The sequence below is a fragment of the Paenibacillus sp. FSL R7-0179 genome (assembly GCF_038002265.1).
Classification (GTDB): domain Bacteria; phylum Bacillota; class Bacilli; order Paenibacillales; family Paenibacillaceae; genus Paenibacillus_AQ.
Genome location: NZ_JBBOCC010000002.1, coordinates 498907 through 517926, shown reverse-complemented (window position 1 = coordinate 517926; position 19020 = coordinate 498907). Strand labels below are relative to the sequence as shown.

Sequence of the window (19020 nt, the reverse complement as noted above, 5' to 3'; positions counted from 1 at the left end):
TTAGTTTTCATAGTTTTGCACCTTCATCAAACGCATCAGCTGGATGCTTTATTGATTCATTCTATATTCCTGAACTGCCGGTACCGTGATGGCCTCTTGAACCTTGCTTCTGGAGATCAGCACCGGGTGCTGCGTTTGAATAACGGCGATGACCGAAGGACCTTGTATGTATTTGGTGATACCGTAAACACTGTCCTCATAGAGCAGCGGAAAAGTATCGCCTGTGGATTCATCCACGATGTCGAACTTGACGATCTTCACTTGAGCCTGAAGCCGGCTCCCCGCTAAGGGGGATAAACCGTCATCCAGTCCCAGATTACTCTGCAAGGTATGGCGGAAGGCGGCATAAGCCTCAGCGGGATCAATGACCAGACGGCCTTGGGCCCTCGCTGCTTCGTTCAACTCCTGTGATGCGTCATGGACGGCCATATTATTGGCATCCTTAAGCATGCTGCGCATGATGTCCCATTCCTGATTCTGAATCTGAAAAAACCAGGAATAAATAAAGATCAACAGGACAAAGGCCAGCTTAATAATATAATCCATAGGTTAGCTTCATCCCTTAATTAATCGAGATATTCACTCATGATCGAGCCATGTCCATAATACTGTGTCGGCTGGGATACGCCGGAGAAATTGTAGGGAAACAGGTTCACCCGCGGCGCAGTCACATATACATCAATCCGCTGTTTGCGCTCAAGGACCACTTCTGTTCCGCTGGTGATCTTAATCGAGCCTTCGGGAAATCCTACAGCCTTCAGGTTCGAAATGACCTCAGCCCTCATGGAGGCAGTGACCATCCCTTCTGTCGCCGCCTTTTGCGTAATATACGAGGTGTTGGCTTTGACCTGCAGATCGAGCAGATAATCGATGTACGTAAAAATCGGCTGCAGGATAATGAACAGCACCAGCCACATGAACAAAGCCCGGAGGACGGTTGCCTTCAAGCGCAGCGCCTCCTTTTAATACTTCTCGACAGCTTTGACATGGGTGATAATATCATCCTGGCTGCCGCCTATGATGCTTGTAGCCCCAGCGATAAAAATCCCGGCTATCACAAAGCCAATAGCCAGAAACAGCGCGACGGAAATCGAGTCCTTCTTCATCCCGGTTAAACCAAAGGGCCAGCAATTGTGTACGTTACTGCCGCTTCCACAGAAGCTGCGGGCTGAACCATACTAACCTTCGGGATTTCAGGTCTGTTGTCATCCGCCTTATCGATTACGTCCCGTACTACAGGAATCAATACAGCAATTACGATAGCCACACACAGGAACCCGATAGCGATAAACAAGCCAGTAGAAATAGCATCTTTTTTCATTGTTAATATCTCCCTTTTGATTGTATATTTTAAAATGCTTCTTGAATATAACAAAAATTTCACTTCATGCTTTGTCTTGCTGCCAACCTGCCTGAAGTGCTCATTGGAACATCCCTACACCGTTAAAATTCCCCTTGATCAGCATAATGTACTGCATCGCCAGCGAAACAATCATCAGAAAGGTAGCGATTGACGGAATAACATTGATGATTGTGGACATGTCTCCGATAAAAGACCACTTCTTCAGATATTGGTCACTTGAGATTTTGGTGATAATTTTACCCTGCTCCTGCAGATACTTCGCTGCTTCATGGTCATCATCCATCCCCTCTGTCGCCAGCAGAATCGAGCGGATATCATTGATAAACATGTGGTTCTCGGGGAATTTGCTGCAAAACCATTCAATGGCCCGCTCCGTGCCCTCATCCACCGCCCGCTCCGAAAGCTCATACAGATCCTGGCGGATGTAGCTGAAATGGTTGGCCGTCCCGGCGCAGAAGGCTCCAAATTCCACATACCCCCGCTTGCGCAGTCTGTTGTTCTCATAGAGGCGGATGAAGGAGATCAGCTCCCCGTCTTTTTGAATCAGCGTCTTCTGATGCAGCCAGCTCAGCACCCAGCCGAACGGCAGCACCCGCTGCGGACTGGTAATTACGAGAATCAGCAGCGCAATCAGTGGATCGTATATGGACACTCTCTCTGAGCGCACGAAATCTCCCGTTGCCTGAACCAGAAGATAGAGGAAGGCCGCCGAATATCGGAATAATGTGATTTTGGCTGCGGATATAGAGAGTCCGCTCTGGTGGAGCAATTGCTGCAGCCGTTCATTTTGCACACCTTCCCCGAACGCCTTCCACTGCTGGCCCAAACGGAGCACATACCGCTGCTGACGGCTGCTGCTGCTGACAAAGACCAATAAGGCAAGATACACAATACCTGTTACAGCTATCAAAAGTAGTAATCTATCCATCATTCATCACCTTAATGGTAGTCCAGTCTGGGTCTGGCGAGGATGGTGCTGATCATGAACGAGATGAATAGGCCCGTAAGGATCACCATCATAAATGTAAGTCCAATCGTTGTTTCGAACTGCAATTTGAAATACACATCCGGCTTCAGCATGTACATGAACGTTCCCACAGAAGACACCAGTACAATCAGATTACCGTACAGCCCCAGGCTGATCGCATCCCTGCTGCTGGCCTTTACCGTAAGAATGGTCTCCCGTTGCAGCTCCATGGAGCGGTTAAGCGTCATGAGTGAGCTTTTGAGATAACGGGTGCCCTCCTTCTCGCAATAGAGCAGATCGGATACGAATTCTACGGCAAACGTCGTGCCAATCGCTCCGGCAAAACGCCCGGCTTCCTCATTCAGCTCCCGTTCATTGCTATAGCCGGCGAACGCTGCCCCCAGCAGCTTCAAGGGCGTCTTCAGCACATTCTCCACCGGCAGCAAGTCACTGGTCTTGGACAAAATGGAATCCGCAGATAAATGCGTGAATTTGGTGGCGATTTTGATCACATCGAGCAGATCGTAGCTCCCCCGCACCTTGCGCTGGGCATAGGTATATCTCATCCGCAGATAAGGAATACAGGCCGAGAGAACCGCCAGGAACAAGGGAAGCCGCCAGGCATTCGCCACAGGTGCGCCGTCATTCAACACCATGCCTTCCAGAAAAGGATTGCTGAAGCTCATCTGCCCCGGCAGCTCTTTAAGAGTCAGCAGACTCGACAGGAATACCCCGAGGAACAGCAGCCCCGAACGGGTGACGAAGCGCAGCACACTGATGCCCGGCTCATATCGCTTATGGGCAAAATACAGCAGATCATCCAGATGGCGGTACAGCCACATTTTCCTCTTCGTGCTACTGACCTTCTGGCCGAACAGACTCATCCTCAGGTTCATCCGCAGATCCAGCTTTTGCCCCCACTGCCATAGATGCCGCTCAATCAGCGGCTTGACCAGCAGCCACAGTCCGCCTGCAACGAACAGGTGAAGCACAAACTGGATGATATAGAACAGCAGCTCCACAGGCACTCCCTCCTCTCATTCGTTCAAAACGATTTTGGACTTCAGGCTCTCCTTCAGCGGGTCAGTCATCGGCTTCTGCGCAGCGAGATGTCCAAGCTCCTGCAGCAGCATCCGTGCCGCTCTGGCGTTCTTCTTCTTCATCTTCGCGATCAGCGCTTGGGTCAGCTTGTCATTATAGGTCCAGCCTGCCTGCTCCGGTTCCCAGCGCATCAGATCGTTCGCGAAGACCGAATTACTGGCCTCTTCATAAAAGACCTCGGAGATCCGTGTGAGCCGCTTCTTGCCATCCGGGACACTCTCCAGAATAAACACCAGCTCACAGGATTTCAGCGCTGAGATTAAATGCCCCTTCAGACTCCCGCCAATCCGTGTAGATACAGCGAACGCTCCCTGATATGGAATATCCTCCGAATCTACGGTGTGAAAGGTGCCCGTAATGCCGTCATAGCCCTTTTCGCCGCTCCACAGGTAGAATTCCCACTCGTTATATCGCATTTCTGTCATATAGAGAATATTCGGGTCATGCCTCAGCGACTCCACACCTACTTCCATCAATTCTTCATTAGACGCCTGAATAGGAATGATCCGGTGGCCCTTGATCTGATACGGTAAAATCGACTCCGGGTGCTTCTCGATCATCACGACGCCCATGCATGAAGAGGAGCCGAGCAGCTGCTCGCCGACAATCGTGTTGGCAAAAGTGGTTTTGCCCGAACCTACGGCCCCCGCGATAATCGTGTTGCGAAACGTCCCGGTAAGCGCACGAATCAGCTCAATCGCTTCCGCAGGAATACATTCCGTGCCGGCCTGATCATCCAGATCCAGAAATTCCACGACCTGCCGCCGCAGCGAGATGGTAGTGAAGCCTTCCCAGACCCGCGGCGAGACCCAGATGGCCAGACGGATGAACCGGCCGGGCCAGAGAGGATCATCCATTTTGAATTCCACGGAAGGATTATCCTTGTTCAGCTTCTTGCCCGGATCACTTTTGAGAAGAGAGCGCTTAAGCTGCTCCACCCGGTCGAGCGAAGGCATCTCATAGGGATACGCCACAAACCTCCCCTGATGGTTATAAAAAATTTGCCGCCCGATCATCTGCAGTCCGGTGGATTCGCTATAGGCCCGGTCTGTGAACCAGCGGTAGGCGGGGCCGAAGCCCTTCCATTCATGAAACAGCGCTTCAGCGGCTGTGCGGTAAGCCTCTGGCACTTTTCCGGTAAACGGGGTCCGGCGCAGATATTTCTCAATCTCGTTCATGAAAAAGCTGACTGCCTGCGGATCACCAATCAGCGCCTTCGCATTCAGTTCGAAATAACCGTCATCCTCACGCTCCAGACCGGCGTTCATTTCACTTTTCATGGTGTGCAGGAAGCTGTAGAAGTCCTCTTTGCCGGGCTTGCTGGTTCGCAGTACGCTCTGCTTCAGTGAGAATAGCTGTCTGCTCTGCCCTCCGTCCGCGAGTCCAGGCACCGCCAGTAAGCTCTCGTCGCGCTGCTCCTTCCTCCTGCCCTGTTCAGGGTCAAGCAGAGCCCATCCGGACAGCACACGCTTCTGCTGCAACGGCAAGCTGTCATCCTGGTTGTTCATCATTGAAATATCCCCTTCTTACGTGTTTCCTGTGTGAGGCCCAGTGATACAAGCAATGCGTGGACCTTATCGTCCACTTGCTGAAGCTCTTTTTTGCCCAGCGGCAGGCTCTCTGGAAAAGAGGGATAATACGGCAGCTCCAGCAGAAGCTCGCTGCCAAAACGCAGAGCCAGGTTCTTCGGTGAAGTTAGCTCCTCCACATTGCTGCGGTTGATAATCCACTGGAAGTCCTGCGGATGCAGATCCATATGTCCGGCAAGCTCCATCAGGGGCTGCAGCCTGTGTTCATGCCGCGGGTGTGTGACGATCATGCGCAGCACCGACTTCTGCATCCCCACATACCACGCAGCGCTCTCGGGAATCGACCCGTAATCAGCAATCACCACCTCAGCACTTTCACTTGCTCTCGCAAGCAGGTATTCGATCTCCTCCTCCTGATAATCCTGGGCGCTTAGATAATCGAAGTTCCCGGGCAGATAGGCATAACCCTCCTGCTTCACCAGCGTGCTGAAATCCTCATCATGCAGCATTTTGCCGGTAATCCGCGGCCGCAGCCTGTCCAGACTAACCGCCGTTTTCCGGTCATAGCCCGGATCGTACAGGTTGAGACCCAGCATAATCACCCGCAGCCCCGAAGCCGCTATCCTCCTGGCGAACAGCTTGGCAATACTCGTGCAGCCAATCCCCGGCCCCGAGCCGAAGAAGCCTACCACATTGCCGCTTTCCTTATGCTCATCTTCGAGCATATAGCGCAGCTTATCGATGATTGCCGCTGAGGTTGAGCGCGGAGGCATGAAAAATATGCCCAGACTCTCACACTGCATATGTATAGCCTGGTAACCCCGCACCCCTTTTTGCAGATAGATGTACAAAATGGAAGAGTCCGGGTACCTCCCTCTCAGCTCCCTTAGTCCCGTTACAGGCACCTGCTCACTCGTTACCATTAACAGATGCCCCATGGCATGCTCAGGCTCCGGCAGCACACTTTGGGCAATAACGGTGAAGCCTGCCAGCTTAATCTCGTTGATCGTTAGCTGATCTATGCCCAGACTGAATATTCTCAAGTCTCATTCCTCCTCCTTTCTGTCTGCTCTTCTACTCCACCCGGACAATCCATAGCTTCTTGCCCTGCTCGAGATATGCTCCTAACAGCTCACCGTCGCTCTTCTTCAGCTTCAGCTCCGGGGCTGCCACCTTCCCGGTCGAAGTAAAGCGGTTATTGTTGTTGCCATTCTCCGAGTCAAGTACATCGTTGTTGTCTTCCGTCCGCACGTAGTTTACTGTCACTCCGCTTAAGAATACTTTGCGCGCAGGGATTTCCGGCGGAGCCTCTGTTTCCAGCAGGGAAGAAGCGTCTGAAGCCGGCCCTCCTCCGGGAGTAGCTACAGATGCAGTAGCAGCCGGACTGTATCCTCTGCGTTCTTTTGCGGGTGAGTCTCCTTCGACCAGATAGATATCTACCTTATCCCTGCTGCGGAGCGAACCGTTGATGGCATAGATGGCGTCTTTGGGGATCGGAAAAATCCCCTCGTCCTGCTGTGGCTCCAACTCGCTTACATCCACCAGCGACTCGGTCAGAATGCTGCCATCCGTCAGATTAACATTCGTAATCTTCCATTCCACCTGCTCCAGACTACGGACGACCCCTGCCGGGATGTCTTTGGTCTGTACGGAATCCAGATAGAGATTCTCCGCTGTCAGCTCATGATTCTTTGGCAGGAAGCCCCCGCCATCCACCTTGATTTTGACAACGGTCTGTGACAGTACATAAGGCTTGAAGTAGAGATCATAGCCGAGCAGTCCGCCGAAGCCGATGAGCAGGATGAGTCCGGCGAAGAAATAATTGCGTTTTAATAGACGTCCGCGCTTTGTTGACAAGCCCTTTACCCCCTTTGAATGTGATTTCTGCACATAGCAAAATACATCTTGGCGCTTATGTCCAAAATGCCGGTAAAATGCTTTTTTACCTTAGTGGTTGAGAAGTGTATTAGATTATCCTTGTGAGGTTGTGAAGCCTGAGGCTGCGGGAAGCTCCCGCTGAAGATGAATGCCGGTAAAAGTCAGGCCAGAACGATGTTCTATATCCCCTGCGTTAAGCAGGGTTGCTGACTTTTACCGGAGTGGTTGTAACGTTGACTGCAAGATAAGGTTGATTAATTAAATACTACTGTTTTGTTGTGATGCACGAGAATTCTGTCCTCAATATGCCATTTGACCGCGCGGGCCAGAACGACCCGCTCAATAGTACGTCCAATGCGCTTCAGTTCATTCACATCATCACTGTGGCTGACCCGCTGAACGTCCTGCTCGATAATCGGCCCGCCGTCCAGCTCCTCGGTCACGTAATGGGCAGTCGCCCCGATGATCTTGACTCCACGCTGATAGGCCTGGGCGTAAGGCTTACCGCCGACAAAGGCGGGCAGGAAGGAATGATGGATATTGATGATCCGGTGCCGGTAATGCTCGATGAATGAAGGGGAGATAATCTGCATGTACCGGGCCAATATGATCACATCGATATCCTCACCGATAACCTCCAGTTGACGCGCTTCAGCTTCAGCCTTCGTCTCTGCGGTAACCGGAATATGATGGAACGGAATACCGAAGGATTCCACATAAGCCTGCATATCGGTGTGGTTGCTGACCACAAGTGCGATATCTGCATCCAGGTCGCCCGCCTGCCACTGCCAGAGCAGTTCCACCAGACAATGGTCCTCCTTAGAGACGAAGATCGCCAGCCGCTTCTTATGGCTTACCTTGAAGATCTGCCAGTCCATCTTGAAGCGCTCGGCAACACCGCCGAAGATGCTACGTACTTCCTCAAGCCGCTCATCCAGCTTAGGCAGGTCAAACTCTACTCTCATGAAGAACATTCCGCCGTCCGGGTCCATCGTATATTGGTCCGACTGCACGATGTTCGCGCCATGCTGATACAAGAAATGCGATACCGCCGCTACAATCCCCGGTCCGTCAGGACAAGATATAAGCATACGCGCCCGGTCGGGATAAGGTCTGCCTGTTGAATGCTCTCTCTTCACATGTAATTCCATAGTTCTCCGTTCATCCTCTCATCTGCTTGCGTTATCTATGCGGGTCTATGCCTTCACGAGCAGCTGTTTGCCTGCAAGCCAGGCGATCAGCCGGTGATTAACGGCTTCCTCACTAAGCTGAGGGAATAATCCGGCAGCTATGACTTGATCATAGAGACGTTCCAGCGGTTCACGGGGATCTGCTTTTTTGGCCTTGGCGTCATTCTTCAGCAGCTCCCACACCTCCAGCACATAACGGCGGGAATCCAGCTCCTGCTTGGCAAAAAAAGCATGCAGCTCTTCCAGCTCCTGCAGGAATTCTGCACCGAAGCGTTCAGCGACATTGCCGCGCAGCAGGGCGATTTCTACTTCATACATGGGACGGAGCTTCTTGGCATCCTTGCCGATCCAGGGTGTCTCCAGAATAAACGGCAGACCTGCGAGTGCTTCATGCCGGACTACATTGTTAATCGTCTCGAACCCTAAGTAGCCGGAGCCAATCGGTGTATGACGATCCTTGCCCGCTCCGCGCGGGTTCTTGCTGTCATTAAGATGGATTACGCCCAGCCTCTCCAGGCCGATGGTATCATCGAACTTCTTCAGCACCCCATCCAGATCATTCACGATATCGTATCCGGCATCATGAATATGACAGGTATCCAGACAGATCGATAGCCGCTGATTAAATTCGACCTTATCTATAATGGAGGCAAGCTCCTCGAAGGTGCGGCCGATCTCCGTTCCTTTACCAGCCATCGTCTCCAGTGCGATATGCACATCAGTCTCATTCGTACCGCCCAGCACCTCATTCAGGCCGTCTGCAATACGCTGAATGCCGTAATCAGCATCCTTATCGGTGAATGCACCCGGATGCAGAACAATATGCTTAACCTCAAGCGCATGGGTCCGGCGGATCTCCTCCTGCAGGAAATCTACTGCCAGCTGGTAGGTATTCTCCTTGTAGGAGCCCAGGTTAATAATGTAAGGAGCGTGAACCACAATCTCTCCGACACCATTCTCCCGCATCTTCTGCTTGCCTTCCTCGGGGAACATCGCCTCAATCGGCTTCCGGCGCGTATTTTGCGGCGCTCCCGTATATATCATAAACGAGGTAGATCCGTACTCATTTGCTTCATTGGCCGCGCTCAGGAGACCCTTGTCCGCGCAGGACACATGTGAACCTATTTTCAGCATGCTTAATTTCCCTCTTTCCTTCACGAATTAACCCTTATTCTACCGTGATCGGAAGAATAAATCTAGGCAAGCCCGGGAAGGCCGCTTCCGCTTCGCAAACTTAAGGAAATACGCTATACTCAAGAGGAGCAAAAGGAAAGTGACAATCATCATTGTCAAAGGCGGTGTATTCATGCATTTCCATTTACCTTCAAGCTTATTGTCCACGTCTCCAAGCAACTGGTTTATGAACTCTATCGCATTTTGGACCTTTTTACTGCTGGGCAGCATGTGCATCGGCGGCTATTTTATGTTCCGCAAATTTCTGAAGGTGCTGCCCAAGGCTGACGGCAAATCCAAGCTGGACTGGCAGAACTACTGGGTGGAACGCAGCCGTCCGCTGTGGAGCGACGAGATGAAGTCTTTTCTGGACCAGCTTGTACAGCCGGTGCCCAGCCCGTTCCGCGACATTGCCAAGCACTCTATCGCTGCTGAGATCGGCAAGCTTGCTGTAGAGAGCCAAGCAACGGAGGTTACCCGTGAGCACTGTATCCAAGGGTACATTATTGCCACTCCCCGTCGTGACAACAGGTTCCTGATCACCTTCCTGGAGAAGAACGGCATCGACTACGCGCCTTACAAGCATCTGGTTAAATAAAGTATATTAAGGAGCAATCCCTATGAAATATATCATTTGCGGAGGCAGCGGATTCATCGGCAGCGAGCTTACCGGATATTGGCTGCACAGCGGACATCAGATCATCAGTGTCGGCCGCAAGACCCCCGAGAACAAGCTGGAGCATCCCGGACTTAGCTATCTCACCTGGGACAGCCTGGCAGCCAATCCTGAAGCGGCAGAAGGCGCAGATGCGCTGATTAATCTTGCCGGAGCTTCGCTCAGTCAACGCTGGACCCCTAAGGGGAAGCAGGCGATTATGGAATCGCGTCTTGAAACCGTTGCCGCTGCCGGAAAGCTGCTGAATTCACTCCAGCATAAGCCAAGCGTGATCATCCAATCCTCAGCAATCGCCATTTATGGTACATCCGTACAGGATACCTATACCGAAGCTTCTGAGACCCGGGTTGTCGACTTCCCTTCCGAGGTGGTCAAGACCTGGGAGGAGGCTGCAGATGAAGCCTATGCCGGTATCCGGCTGGTCAAGCTGCGCACCGGGGTTGTGCTAGGCAATGAGAGCGGTGCTTTTCCCAAAATGAAGCTGCCCTATTCACTTGGCTTCGGCGGCAAAATCGGCACCGGCAAGCAGTGGATGTCCTGGATTCACCTGACAGACATTGTGCGCCTGATCGAATTCTGCATTCTTCAGCCTGAAATCGAAGGTCCCGTTAATGCCACGGCTCCACAGCCGGTCACTAATGAACAGTTCGGACGGATGATCGGCAAGGTCTACCATCGCCCGCATTGGTTCCCCCTTCCGGCGTTTCTGCTAAAAACCGCTGTAGGCGAGCTGTCAGAGATTCTGCTGGAAGGCCAGCGTGTGCTTCCTTCCAAAGCAATTAATCACGGCTTCACCTTCAACTATCCCACGTTACAGCCTGCTCTGGAGCAACTGAAAAGCCAGTAGGCTGCTGCAAACCCACCAGTCGATCTGCTCCATCTATCTCTGCTACGCTGTGTGAAAGGTGTAGGTACCCTTAACAATGGTGAACACACTGCCTTCGGTCAGCGGATATTCTTTGTAGGGAACCATCGCCTCGCCTGCAAGCAGCGTCCCATTCCTGGAATCCAGATCCTTCAGAATGTAACCTCCTGAGGCCCTGGAGATTTCAGCATGAACCCGTGAAGCCCCCTCCGATTTCTCAATGTACTGAGCCACTTCAGAGGAGCGTCCAATAATGAAGCTGGGCCGGTTCAGCTCAATTCGCTCGGGAGCTTCCCCGTCATCCGGGTCGCTTCTTTCCAGATAAGGCACTGTCCTTCCGGCCTGGGGAAGTCTGCTCCCTGTAGCCTGAACGGGTTCCCGGGTCAGCAACGCTGTAGCCATCGCCGCTTCCTTCTTCTGCGGACTGCTGGCGGTCATCCCCGCCGGAGTCTGTTGTCTGCCGGCTGGTGCGGCTGTGAATCCGCTCTTCTCCACAGTTGCTTCATGTTGCTGAGGAGTGTAGACCGGTGCAGGAGAGCGATGCTGATCTACCGTATTCCTGCTGAAATCCCACTCCAATTCGCTTCTCAGCTTACGGTTCCGGGCTGTACTGTTATAATCCTCCGGCCCCTCCTCCAGAGCATCCATCTCTTCCTCTGCTTCGCCCCAAGCCAGCCTCCCACTCCACACCAGCCAGCATACAGCCGCAAGTATCAGAGTCACCCCAGCACATACTGCCAGCCACAGTGTCCGGGGATCATTCAGATAGAGAAACTTCCATAGTAATGCATCTCCTAGCACGGCCCCCAGCAATATATATGTCCTGTAAGGACTCTGCTTGTCCTCAACCTGAGCAGGTCTCATTGCTGTACCCGTTGCTGCCTGAACTCCTGATACTTCCTCCTTCCGCTTCAGTTGCGGCGTACCGCTCATCCAAGGCGTTGAATTAAGTATCGAACCGGAAGGCTGCATCTCCTTATCTTCATGTGCACGGGAGAACGCTGTTGCCGCGTACCTCTCCCTTCCCGGTTCTTCCAGCCTGCTAGCTGTAGACTGCGCCCAGTCTATACTCGTTCCCGACACGACGGCAGAGGTGCCTGCGCCAGCCATTGGACTTAGATGTGCAGGCTCAACACTTTCAATATGGACCTTGTGGGAAGTTACCTCTGTCAGCATTTCTGCAAGCAGCTCCTTCAGCCCCGCCGGACTAAAAGCTTCTTCCCCGCAATATTGCAGCAGCCGCTGAATCCCGTCACCCGATAATTCCTGAATGGCTCCCATGAAGACCATAATGAGCGATTTCAAGGCTTCTCCCGGCTTCTGCGCAGGCTCAGTGAGTTCCAACGGAATATAAGTCAGGAAGACCTTGCCGCTGCTTAGCGGACCTTCGATAAAGATAAAATCTTCATGAAGCGCATACTGCTCTGTACGCAGCATATACAGCTGTCCCTCTTCCATCCCGGCAGCGATCTGCAGCATCAGCCCGAAGAATTCCATCATGCTCAGCTTGCCGCTTTTAAGCAGAGCTCCAAGCATTTTACGTCTTGCAACCGTGTATTCCAGTGTGACCTTCAGATCTATTTCTCTAAGCAGCAACCGTAAATGATGCGGTATCCCGCTGGCCATCAGCATCCGGGCCTGCACCATATTCAGTTCTCCTGCGCTCAGCCCCCCGGATCTGTCCAGCAGCATCGTTATTCCGTCCTGCTGGATGAAATCCCGTTCTAGTCCAAACAAATCTCTTCACCTCCTAAGCTGTCAACGATAAGCTCCAAGTTAGAAATATATATAGGCACAGATGAAGCCCGGAAACACGGCCAGCATAAAAGGAAACCGGAGCAGTTCTCCCTCCCGGCCCTTGACCAGACTCATATTACGAAGCAGCAGGAACCCGGCTGTTCTGCTAATCATGCTCCGCAGCCTGCGTCCTGTCTCCCTTCTGTACAGAATGATAATCCAGCCCACGACTGCCCCCAAGAGCACCGAATAGAGAATAACCTGGAGCGAGAAAAGCACTCCCGTCCAAGCACCGATAGCCGCAAAGAGCTTCACATCGCCAGCCCCCACCGCCCCGGCAAAATACATAATCAGCAGGAGCAGAAAGCCCGCTCCGCTGCCGCAAAGTGAAAACAGCAGTCCTTGCCAGCCATTAATAATCAGCTGCAGGAGCAGTCCGCCGATCAGCGCAGGCAGTGTAATCCAGTTAGGAATTCTCATCCAGCGTATATCTGTGAATAATGCTGCTGTCAGGAACGGCAGGCAGCCCCATAACGCCCATTCCGTCATCCGTGCTCCTCTTTTCTCTACTCTTTTATTTTTTGACTACTGTAAAAGTCGCCTGAAGCGTAGCTCCATCAGCCAGACTAACCACAAAGGGCCAGGTACCCGGCGTAGTATTCACGCCGATCTTCCATTCCCATTCGATGTACCCGTGCTCATCCGCCTGCTTCCAGCCCAGATACTTGGCAGTACTCTGGCCGCTCTTATAAAAGATCGACAGATTAGCCGATGCTCCGGGAGGCACCTTCACCTTGATGATGCCCTGATGATTCGCTACTCCAGGATTAGGCTTCTCCAGAATCATAATGTCCCCGGTCTCCTCAGCAGGCTCAGCCGGATTTCCTTCCCCGGAAGAATCAGTGTTGCCGACCCATAAGCGCTCAACTGCGCTGGCCTCCAGCACGATTCTTTCATTCAGGAAGGGGACTCGCATGGGCAGCTCATAGCTGACCACCATGCCGAAATACGGATGCGTCCCTTGCCTCAGATCGGGTACAGTGACATTGGATACATGAATCCTGCTATATTCAAGCAGGTCTGAGGAGAGATACGGCCGCAGCATCGGCTTAAGCACCAGATCCAGTGCGGCCTCAGATGCTCCCGCCTGCACCTTCTGCAGCGGCCCTTCTCCCTCCCGGACCACAGCCTTGACCCAGGATTCCATCGGCTGCGGAAGCTTCTCCACGTAGTCCTCACTCCACTGCGTTATCGACAGCCGTGGAATGCTCCAGATGCTGGAGGACTCCGCATCATCTGAGCGCTCACCCTTACCTGCTTCTTTGGCTTCATCTCCCCCGCCGTCTTCCCCCTCCTGCTGCTGCATTGCCAGAGCTGCGGGATACATATGGGTTGAGATTATTTTGACAGTGTCAGAAGCCGTACTCTGCAGCGCTGTCGAATACAAGGTCATTTGAATGATGAAGATGAGGAACAGAACAAATAACAGGAACACAGGCAGAATCAGTGCCGCCTCCACAACCATGCTGCCTTCATCCTTAGGGTCCGGCGATTTCCTCAGCCAGCGCTTCATTCCACCGTCCCCCTTAATAAGAAAAGTCAGCTGCTGCTTGTCTGAAATACACTTTGCCCCGCACATCTCCTGGCAGCCCGGTACTGTAATTCACCAGCTTCACTACACCCGGCAGAAACCAAAGCTTCATGCCCATCGTGATCCGGGCAGAGGCATATGTATACTTCTCTACCGGATTGATACCGGTATTCAGGCGGATCAGCGCAAGCATCCGGGACAGCTGTTCTTCTCCTCCCCCATGCAACAGGAGGAACAGCCGCAGGTAGTCACGATAGCTGAGCTGTGCGGTCATGTATTTCGATAAGGGGATCTCTCCTTTGGTGCAGAGCTGAATCATATCCTGGATAGCCTGCTCAATGCCGTACAGCAGCGCGGCAGCCAGGACGATAAGCGGATTCCCCATACCGGCTTTCTCAATCAGGCCTTCCATCGTCCGCACAGCCAGCCGCAGAGCAAAGATCTCTCCATAAGCGGCTGCCACATTGCCTGCAGGATTATAGAATCCGTACAAAATATATTCCAGCTCTTGCGCCTGCGGCTTCAACTGCTCTCCCAGCTGCTCACCGAATCCTTCATCAGACCCGGAGGCCAGTGAGGTTAGCGCAGACAGATCGAAATGCCGGAAATACATCGCAGAGTACTCCGTCTGGTACAGCCGGTCTCTGGCCCCTGACAGCACACTGCCCATAGCACCATATATCCCATCCATATCTTTCATGGACGACTTGCCCGCAGCGTATTGATCACCATTATTCACAGCAGCTCCCTGCTCCTGCTCCAGACCTTCGTTAAAGGCGATATTCTGCTGGTAGTATCGACGCAGACTACCATACTGCTCCTTCGCTTCATGTGCGCTGCTTCCCAGCGCGCGGATCTGATCCAGCAGCTTCATCGCATCGCCAAGCTTCTTCTTCGCCTGCCCTTCTATCTGCTTGCGCTGGCTGTCAGCAGTGCGGCGTCTCTCAATCTGCTCCGCTTCCTGCGTTATAACAGTACCGTGTTGCCCATAACTGCTTATATAGCCGTGAACAGCTCTGGAAGCATTAAGAACCCCTGCACTCATAAGAGAATAGTCGGCATACAGCCCGGATGCTGTACTTAATTTTGCCGGCAAGCCAGCGACCAGCGGCTCCAAGGGAAGCGCGGTACTTCGCTGTACCCCGATGTTATTGCCCATCCCGCTAAGCTCAGCCGGAGGAAGGATAAGACCTTCCACCTGTGCTTTCAGCTTCTTAAGAGGCTCTGAGCTAAGCTCTCCGGCCGTGTCCGGAATGTCCCAGTTACGGGCAGGATCATCCCCTTCAGCACTCACATTCGCCTCTGCCTGATCAATGACACTCTTCATCTGAAGGTTCAGTGCGTTCACTTGCTTAAAGGCAGTCTCTGCTTCATCCAGCAGACGGCTGTTTTTCTCCTGGAAGTCAGCCAGCACTGCCGGTATCTTGCCTGTTACTTCAACAACCTGAACCTGATACTGCGATAGCACTGCCGTGTACTTCGGCCTTGTCTTGGGGGGACGGTAATAATCGTCATAATATTTGTTGACATAATCCCCGTACATCGCCGGGATATCGGAGCTTGCGGCCAAGGATGCAAGCGAACGCTCCCGAATAAGGTCACCCGGAGGATTCATCAGCAGCTTCTGCAGACTCTGTGCACTGTCAGCAGCTTCCTTGCGCTTCTTCAGCATAAGATCCAGCGCTTCCTCACGCTGATCATATAAGGGCTGCAAATCACCCAGTATCTCTGTTGTCCGTGAAGCCTCAGTCATCGCCGCCGATAACGGCTTAAGCTTGCCTGCCAGCTCCAGGGCGAAATCAACCGGAGCTTTGTATTTCATCTCTTCTATAATCTGCCGCCGGAAGACCTCATAGGTGCCCAGCGGGCGGCTCCAGTCCAGTGAAGAGGAATCGACCATCACGGGAAGCAGGTTAAAGGCATCCCCCCGTCCGCTCTCGTACAGATTGTCATTAAGCACCTTCGACAGCAGCTGATTGCCGTCCCCGCCGCCGAAAGCGAATAAGCCGTAATTCTCACGCAGCTCAATATCATAAGCGGACATTACAGAGCGTATAGCGGCTCTCGCCAGGCGTTCCTCCTGTACATTTACCGCCGCAATGCGTGCGTAATCGATCAGCACAGCATTAAAAAGAAATACAAACGCCAGCACCATTATAAGAAAGACCGATACCGAACCTTCCGCCGATCGGAGACCTCTGAATCTATCTCCGGCTAACTCTTTGCCCGGAGTATTGTTCATAGGATTACCTCCATAATCCAAGCAGCGGCTCCGGCGAGATGGCTTACTTAAGAACCTCCCGTGACTGAAAATACGCATCCGAACTTCCCCTTAACCTTATTCTTGAACACCCCGTCCCACGCTGCTACATCACCAGCCATCCTTAATGCAGCTTATCAAGCATCAGGGCTGCATGCTTCTTTTCCATACCAGTGCTCTCCTTGCCGCCGGAGGAATGCTGCTTGAACTTCGACCCGTAGTAGCGCATGAGATCCACCGTTCTTATGAATTCAACAGGCTCCGTAACGTAGGAGCTGGCATACACCTCAGGCGCGGCTCTATCAGCCAGCAGATTATCCAGAACAGGCAGATGTAGCACCTTCTTCAGCTCCGTACTGATTCTGCGGCCAGTCAATCCGTAGACATAGCTCATTTCCCCCTGTAATCCGGCAGGCACCATCTGTGATGCCCGGCGCAGCTTTACTACCGGCAGGGGACCTCCTTCTTCAGCACTATCAGACAGCGTAATGGCGGTACTGCCATTCTCTGCTCCTGAACCGAATAGCGAAGCCAACAGTCCATCCTCACCGATTCTCCAGTACAGCGGATCAACATTTCCGGTCTGAAATTCTCCGCTTACCGCCCGGTTACTATTCTCCCAGTTATAAGCAGCCCGCTCCGCAGTAGCTGAGGCAATCTGCAGCAGCATCGACTTCTGATAGCTGTACAGGGAGAAGAACAGCAGCACCATCGTAATCCCCATAAGCATCGGCAGCAGAAGTGAAGCCTCGATCGTGAAGCTCCCCTCATCCTCTCCCAGCGGAATCACTCAAAGACTTCCTGACTCTTATCTCCGGCCGTGCCGATCAGATCCTTCACCACCTTCACAATCTCCTCACGGAATACCAGAACGACTGCAATCAGTACAGCGATGATCAGAATCATCTCCAGTGTCCCCAGCCCCTCCTCATCTTTCCAAAAGCTTTTTGCTCCTTCTGCCATCTGTGTTAACATTCGCCTCTACCTCCTACATTTTTAGCATCATAATCGCTGGTGTTCCCACCAGCACAATCACAATCAAGAAGATAACCACCATCGGAAAAACCAGCTTCGACGATGCCTGTTCCCCGCGTGTACGGCTGATCGCCTTCCGCTTCTCCCAGAGCATCCGTGACAGATCCCGCAGTGACAGAACAAAGTCGGCCCCGCCTCTGCGGTAATTAAGCAGCACTGTAGTTGTGAAGATGGAGACCTCCTGCACGGCACAGCGCTTGCTGAAGTTCTCGAACGCCTGCTGGAAGGAGTAACCGCCGTCCCATTCAGCCGTCATCTTCATTAATTCAGCGTAGAGCGGATGGGCACTGTCCCCTTGGCGGCTGTTCACACAGCGGACAATTGCCCGTTGAACCGTCTCACCCGCGCCTACCAGCAGAACAATACTGTTCAGCAGCTCAGGGAGCTCCAGCATAATATTCTGCTCCCGTACACGTACCTTTTTGTGCAGATCGCTAACCATCGCCACCGGGAGTGCAACTGCCAAGAGCCCACCGAGAATTATTCCCGCCTGCTCTCCCGTAAAGCTTGTCAGCGCACTTCCGCCTGCGGCAAGCAGCCAGCTGTAGCTAAGCATCTCCCCCATGAACAGCAAGGTCCGTTCTGCGCTATAGCGCATACCATAGATCCGCTGTAGCGAGCGTTGTATTCTGAACATCACAGACGGCAGATAACTGGCGATTCTGCCCCTTTCAACCAGTAACAATAGAGGCTCTCCCAGCCGCCGCAGCCGCAGGCCCTCCATGGGCAGCTCCCGCAGAGCAGCATAACGGCTGCCGCAGCTCATCCTCAGAATGAGCCAGCCTGCTGCAAGCAGAAGCAGAATGGTACCGCAGATCAATGACATCCCTTCACTCCCCCTCCTTCACAGAGGAATATTCATGATCTTATTAGTCCAGAGGTAACAGAGGAACAGTGCAATCAGCGCCAGTGTAGACACCGCTATTCCTGCACCAGTATACATTGGCTGCATATAGTCTCCGGCGCTCAAACTCATGAACATCACCATCATCAGCGGAGAGACCAGCAGCGCCTTCGCCTCGAATTTCTTCTGGGCTATACTAACCGCTATGTCTTGCTGGATATCCAGCTTCTCGCCGATGATCGAAGATGTACGGCGTACGATTTCAACCAGATCACCGCCCGTACGCTTGCAGACCATGAACACATCTGCGAAGCGCTCCACATCCTCCATTCCTGCTCTTTTGCTGAATTCATACAGCGCATCTTCAATCGGCTCCCCGTTCTCCATCCGGGCACAGATAATATTCAGCTCGGAGATCATGTCACTTGCGCCCTCCGGGTCAAGCATCCGCAGATCCTGCACGGCCTCACGGAAGGCATTCTCCACCGAACGTCCGGCAGAGAGCGAGGATGAGAGCGAGAACAGCATCTGCTTGAATTGCAGATTCAGCGCAGCCCTGCGGCGCTGCAGCAGATATTTACGCAGCAGCCGCGGCCCATATGCGCTTCCGGGGACAAGCAGTGCCGCCAGAATCAGCCGGTGATAGAACAGGTAACCAATACCGAACAATACCGCTCCGGTACCCAGAATAACCAGCATTCTTTGCAGGGAGGTAAGCTCGTATACGGTATAATCCGGCAGCAGCACCTGCTCGCCCCCTTGAGATGTGCTAACCGGCAGCACGGGCGCTTTCCTCTTAATGAACCCTTTG

General features: G+C 52.9%; 21 protein-coding genes. 2 read left to right on the top strand and 19 right to left on the bottom strand.

Annotation, left to right across the window (positions count from 1 at the left end; translation table 11 throughout):
- Positions 1-48 precede the first annotated feature (48 nt).
- From MKX63_RS18945 to MKX63_RS18895, 11 genes are all read right to left on the bottom strand, one after another.
- The gene (locus MKX63_RS18945; protein WP_341019243.1) at positions 49-546 is read right to left on the bottom strand and encodes a hypothetical protein; all 498 of its coding nucleotides are present in this window, start codon (positions 544-546) and stop codon (positions 49-51) included.
- 20 nt (positions 547-566) lie between these two features.
- Positions 567-947 (bottom strand): hypothetical protein, encoded by a 381-nt coding sequence (locus MKX63_RS18940; protein ID WP_341019241.1) that lies wholly within the window; start codon positions 945-947, stop codon positions 567-569.
- 15 nt (positions 948-962) lie between these two features.
- Positions 963-1106, bottom strand: a complete 144-nt coding sequence (locus MKX63_RS18935) for a hypothetical protein (RefSeq protein WP_155991580.1) — start codon at positions 1104-1106, stop codon at positions 963-965.
- A gap of 5 nt (positions 1107-1111) precedes the next feature.
- Positions 1112-1321, bottom strand: coding sequence for a hypothetical protein (locus tag MKX63_RS18930; protein ID WP_341019239.1), 210 nt, complete (start codon positions 1319-1321; stop codon positions 1112-1114).
- Positions 1322-1421: 100 nt separating this feature from the next.
- A complete protein-coding gene (locus MKX63_RS18925; protein WP_341019238.1) occupies positions 1422-2291 on the bottom strand; it encodes a hypothetical protein in 870 nt (289 codons plus the stop codon).
- A gap of 11 nt (positions 2292-2302) precedes the next feature.
- Positions 2303-3352 (bottom strand): hypothetical protein, encoded by a 1050-nt coding sequence (locus tag MKX63_RS18920; RefSeq protein ID WP_341019236.1) that lies wholly within the window; start codon positions 3350-3352, stop codon positions 2303-2305.
- Between the two features lie 15 nt (positions 3353-3367).
- The gene (locus MKX63_RS18915) at positions 3368-4942 is read right to left on the bottom strand and encodes an ATPase, T2SS/T4P/T4SS family (RefSeq protein ID WP_341019235.1); all 1575 of its coding nucleotides are present in this window, start codon (positions 4940-4942) and stop codon (positions 3368-3370) included.
- Positions 4939-6003: a hypothetical protein gene (locus tag MKX63_RS18910; protein WP_341019234.1), complete on the bottom strand. Its 1065-nt coding sequence runs from the start codon at positions 6001-6003 to the stop codon at positions 4939-4941. Before MKX63_RS18910 ends, MKX63_RS18915 begins: the two co-directional genes overlap by 4 nt.
- 31 nt (positions 6004-6034) lie before the next feature.
- Positions 6035-6817, bottom strand: a complete 783-nt coding sequence (locus MKX63_RS18905; protein WP_341019233.1) for an SAF domain-containing protein — start codon at positions 6815-6817, stop codon at positions 6035-6037.
- Between the two features lie 275 nt (positions 6818-7092).
- Positions 7093-7989 carry a formyltetrahydrofolate deformylase gene (gene purU, locus MKX63_RS18900; protein WP_341019232.1) on the bottom strand — a complete coding sequence of 299 codons (897 nt, stop codon included), beginning with the start codon at positions 7987-7989 and terminating at the stop codon, positions 7093-7095.
- A gap of 45 nt (positions 7990-8034) precedes the next feature.
- Positions 8035-9162 carry a deoxyribonuclease IV gene (locus MKX63_RS18895; RefSeq protein WP_341019231.1) on the bottom strand — a complete coding sequence of 376 codons (1128 nt, stop codon included), beginning with the start codon at positions 9160-9162 and terminating at the stop codon, positions 8035-8037.
- A gap of 172 nt (positions 9163-9334) precedes the next feature.
- On the opposite strand from MKX63_RS18895, the gene MKX63_RS18890 reads away from it, so the two are divergent.
- Together MKX63_RS18890 and MKX63_RS18885 are read left to right on the top strand one after the other, a co-directional pair.
- Positions 9335-9799, top strand: a complete 465-nt coding sequence (locus tag MKX63_RS18890) for a DUF2621 family protein (RefSeq protein ID WP_341023114.1) — start codon at positions 9335-9337, stop codon at positions 9797-9799.
- 22 nt (positions 9800-9821) lie between these two features.
- Positions 9822-10724 (top strand): TIGR01777 family oxidoreductase, encoded by a 903-nt coding sequence (locus MKX63_RS18885; protein ID WP_341019229.1) that lies wholly within the window; start codon positions 9822-9824, stop codon positions 10722-10724.
- Positions 10725-10766: 42 nt separating this feature from the next.
- Here the strand turns inward: MKX63_RS18885 and MKX63_RS18880 are convergent, their stop codons facing one another.
- From MKX63_RS18880 to MKX63_RS18845, 8 genes are all read right to left on the bottom strand, one after another.
- Positions 10767-12479: a DUF6382 domain-containing protein gene (locus MKX63_RS18880; RefSeq protein WP_341019228.1), complete on the bottom strand. Its 1713-nt coding sequence runs from the start codon at positions 12477-12479 to the stop codon at positions 10767-10769.
- 39 nt (positions 12480-12518) lie between these two features.
- Entirely contained in the window at positions 12519-13028 is a 510-nt protein-coding gene (locus tag MKX63_RS18875; RefSeq protein WP_341019226.1) for an A24 family peptidase, read from the bottom strand.
- A gap of 25 nt (positions 13029-13053) precedes the next feature.
- The gene (locus tag MKX63_RS18870; RefSeq protein ID WP_341019224.1) at positions 13054-14052 is read right to left on the bottom strand and encodes a TadE/TadG family type IV pilus assembly protein; all 999 of its coding nucleotides are present in this window, start codon (positions 14050-14052) and stop codon (positions 13054-13056) included.
- Between the two features lie 13 nt (positions 14053-14065).
- Positions 14066-16312, bottom strand: coding sequence for a hypothetical protein (locus MKX63_RS18865; protein ID WP_341019223.1), 2247 nt, complete (start codon positions 16310-16312; stop codon positions 14066-14068).
- Positions 16313-16454: 142 nt separating this feature from the next.
- Positions 16455-17120: a TadE family protein gene (locus MKX63_RS18860; RefSeq protein ID WP_341019221.1), complete on the bottom strand. Its 666-nt coding sequence runs from the start codon at positions 17118-17120 to the stop codon at positions 16455-16457.
- Positions 17117-17305, bottom strand: a complete 189-nt coding sequence (locus MKX63_RS18855; protein ID WP_036696953.1) for a Flp1 family type IVb pilin — start codon at positions 17303-17305, stop codon at positions 17117-17119. The genes MKX63_RS18860 and MKX63_RS18855 overlap by 4 nt, the downstream gene beginning before the upstream one ends.
- Positions 17306-17318: 13 nt before the next feature.
- A complete protein-coding gene (locus MKX63_RS18850) occupies positions 17319-18191 on the bottom strand; it encodes a type II secretion system F family protein (RefSeq protein WP_341019220.1) in 873 nt (290 codons plus the stop codon).
- Between the two features lie 18 nt (positions 18192-18209).
- Positions 18210-19010, bottom strand: a complete 801-nt coding sequence (locus MKX63_RS18845; RefSeq protein WP_445321858.1) for a type II secretion system F family protein — start codon at positions 19008-19010, stop codon at positions 18210-18212.
- Between the last annotated feature and the right edge of the window lie 10 nt (positions 19011-19020).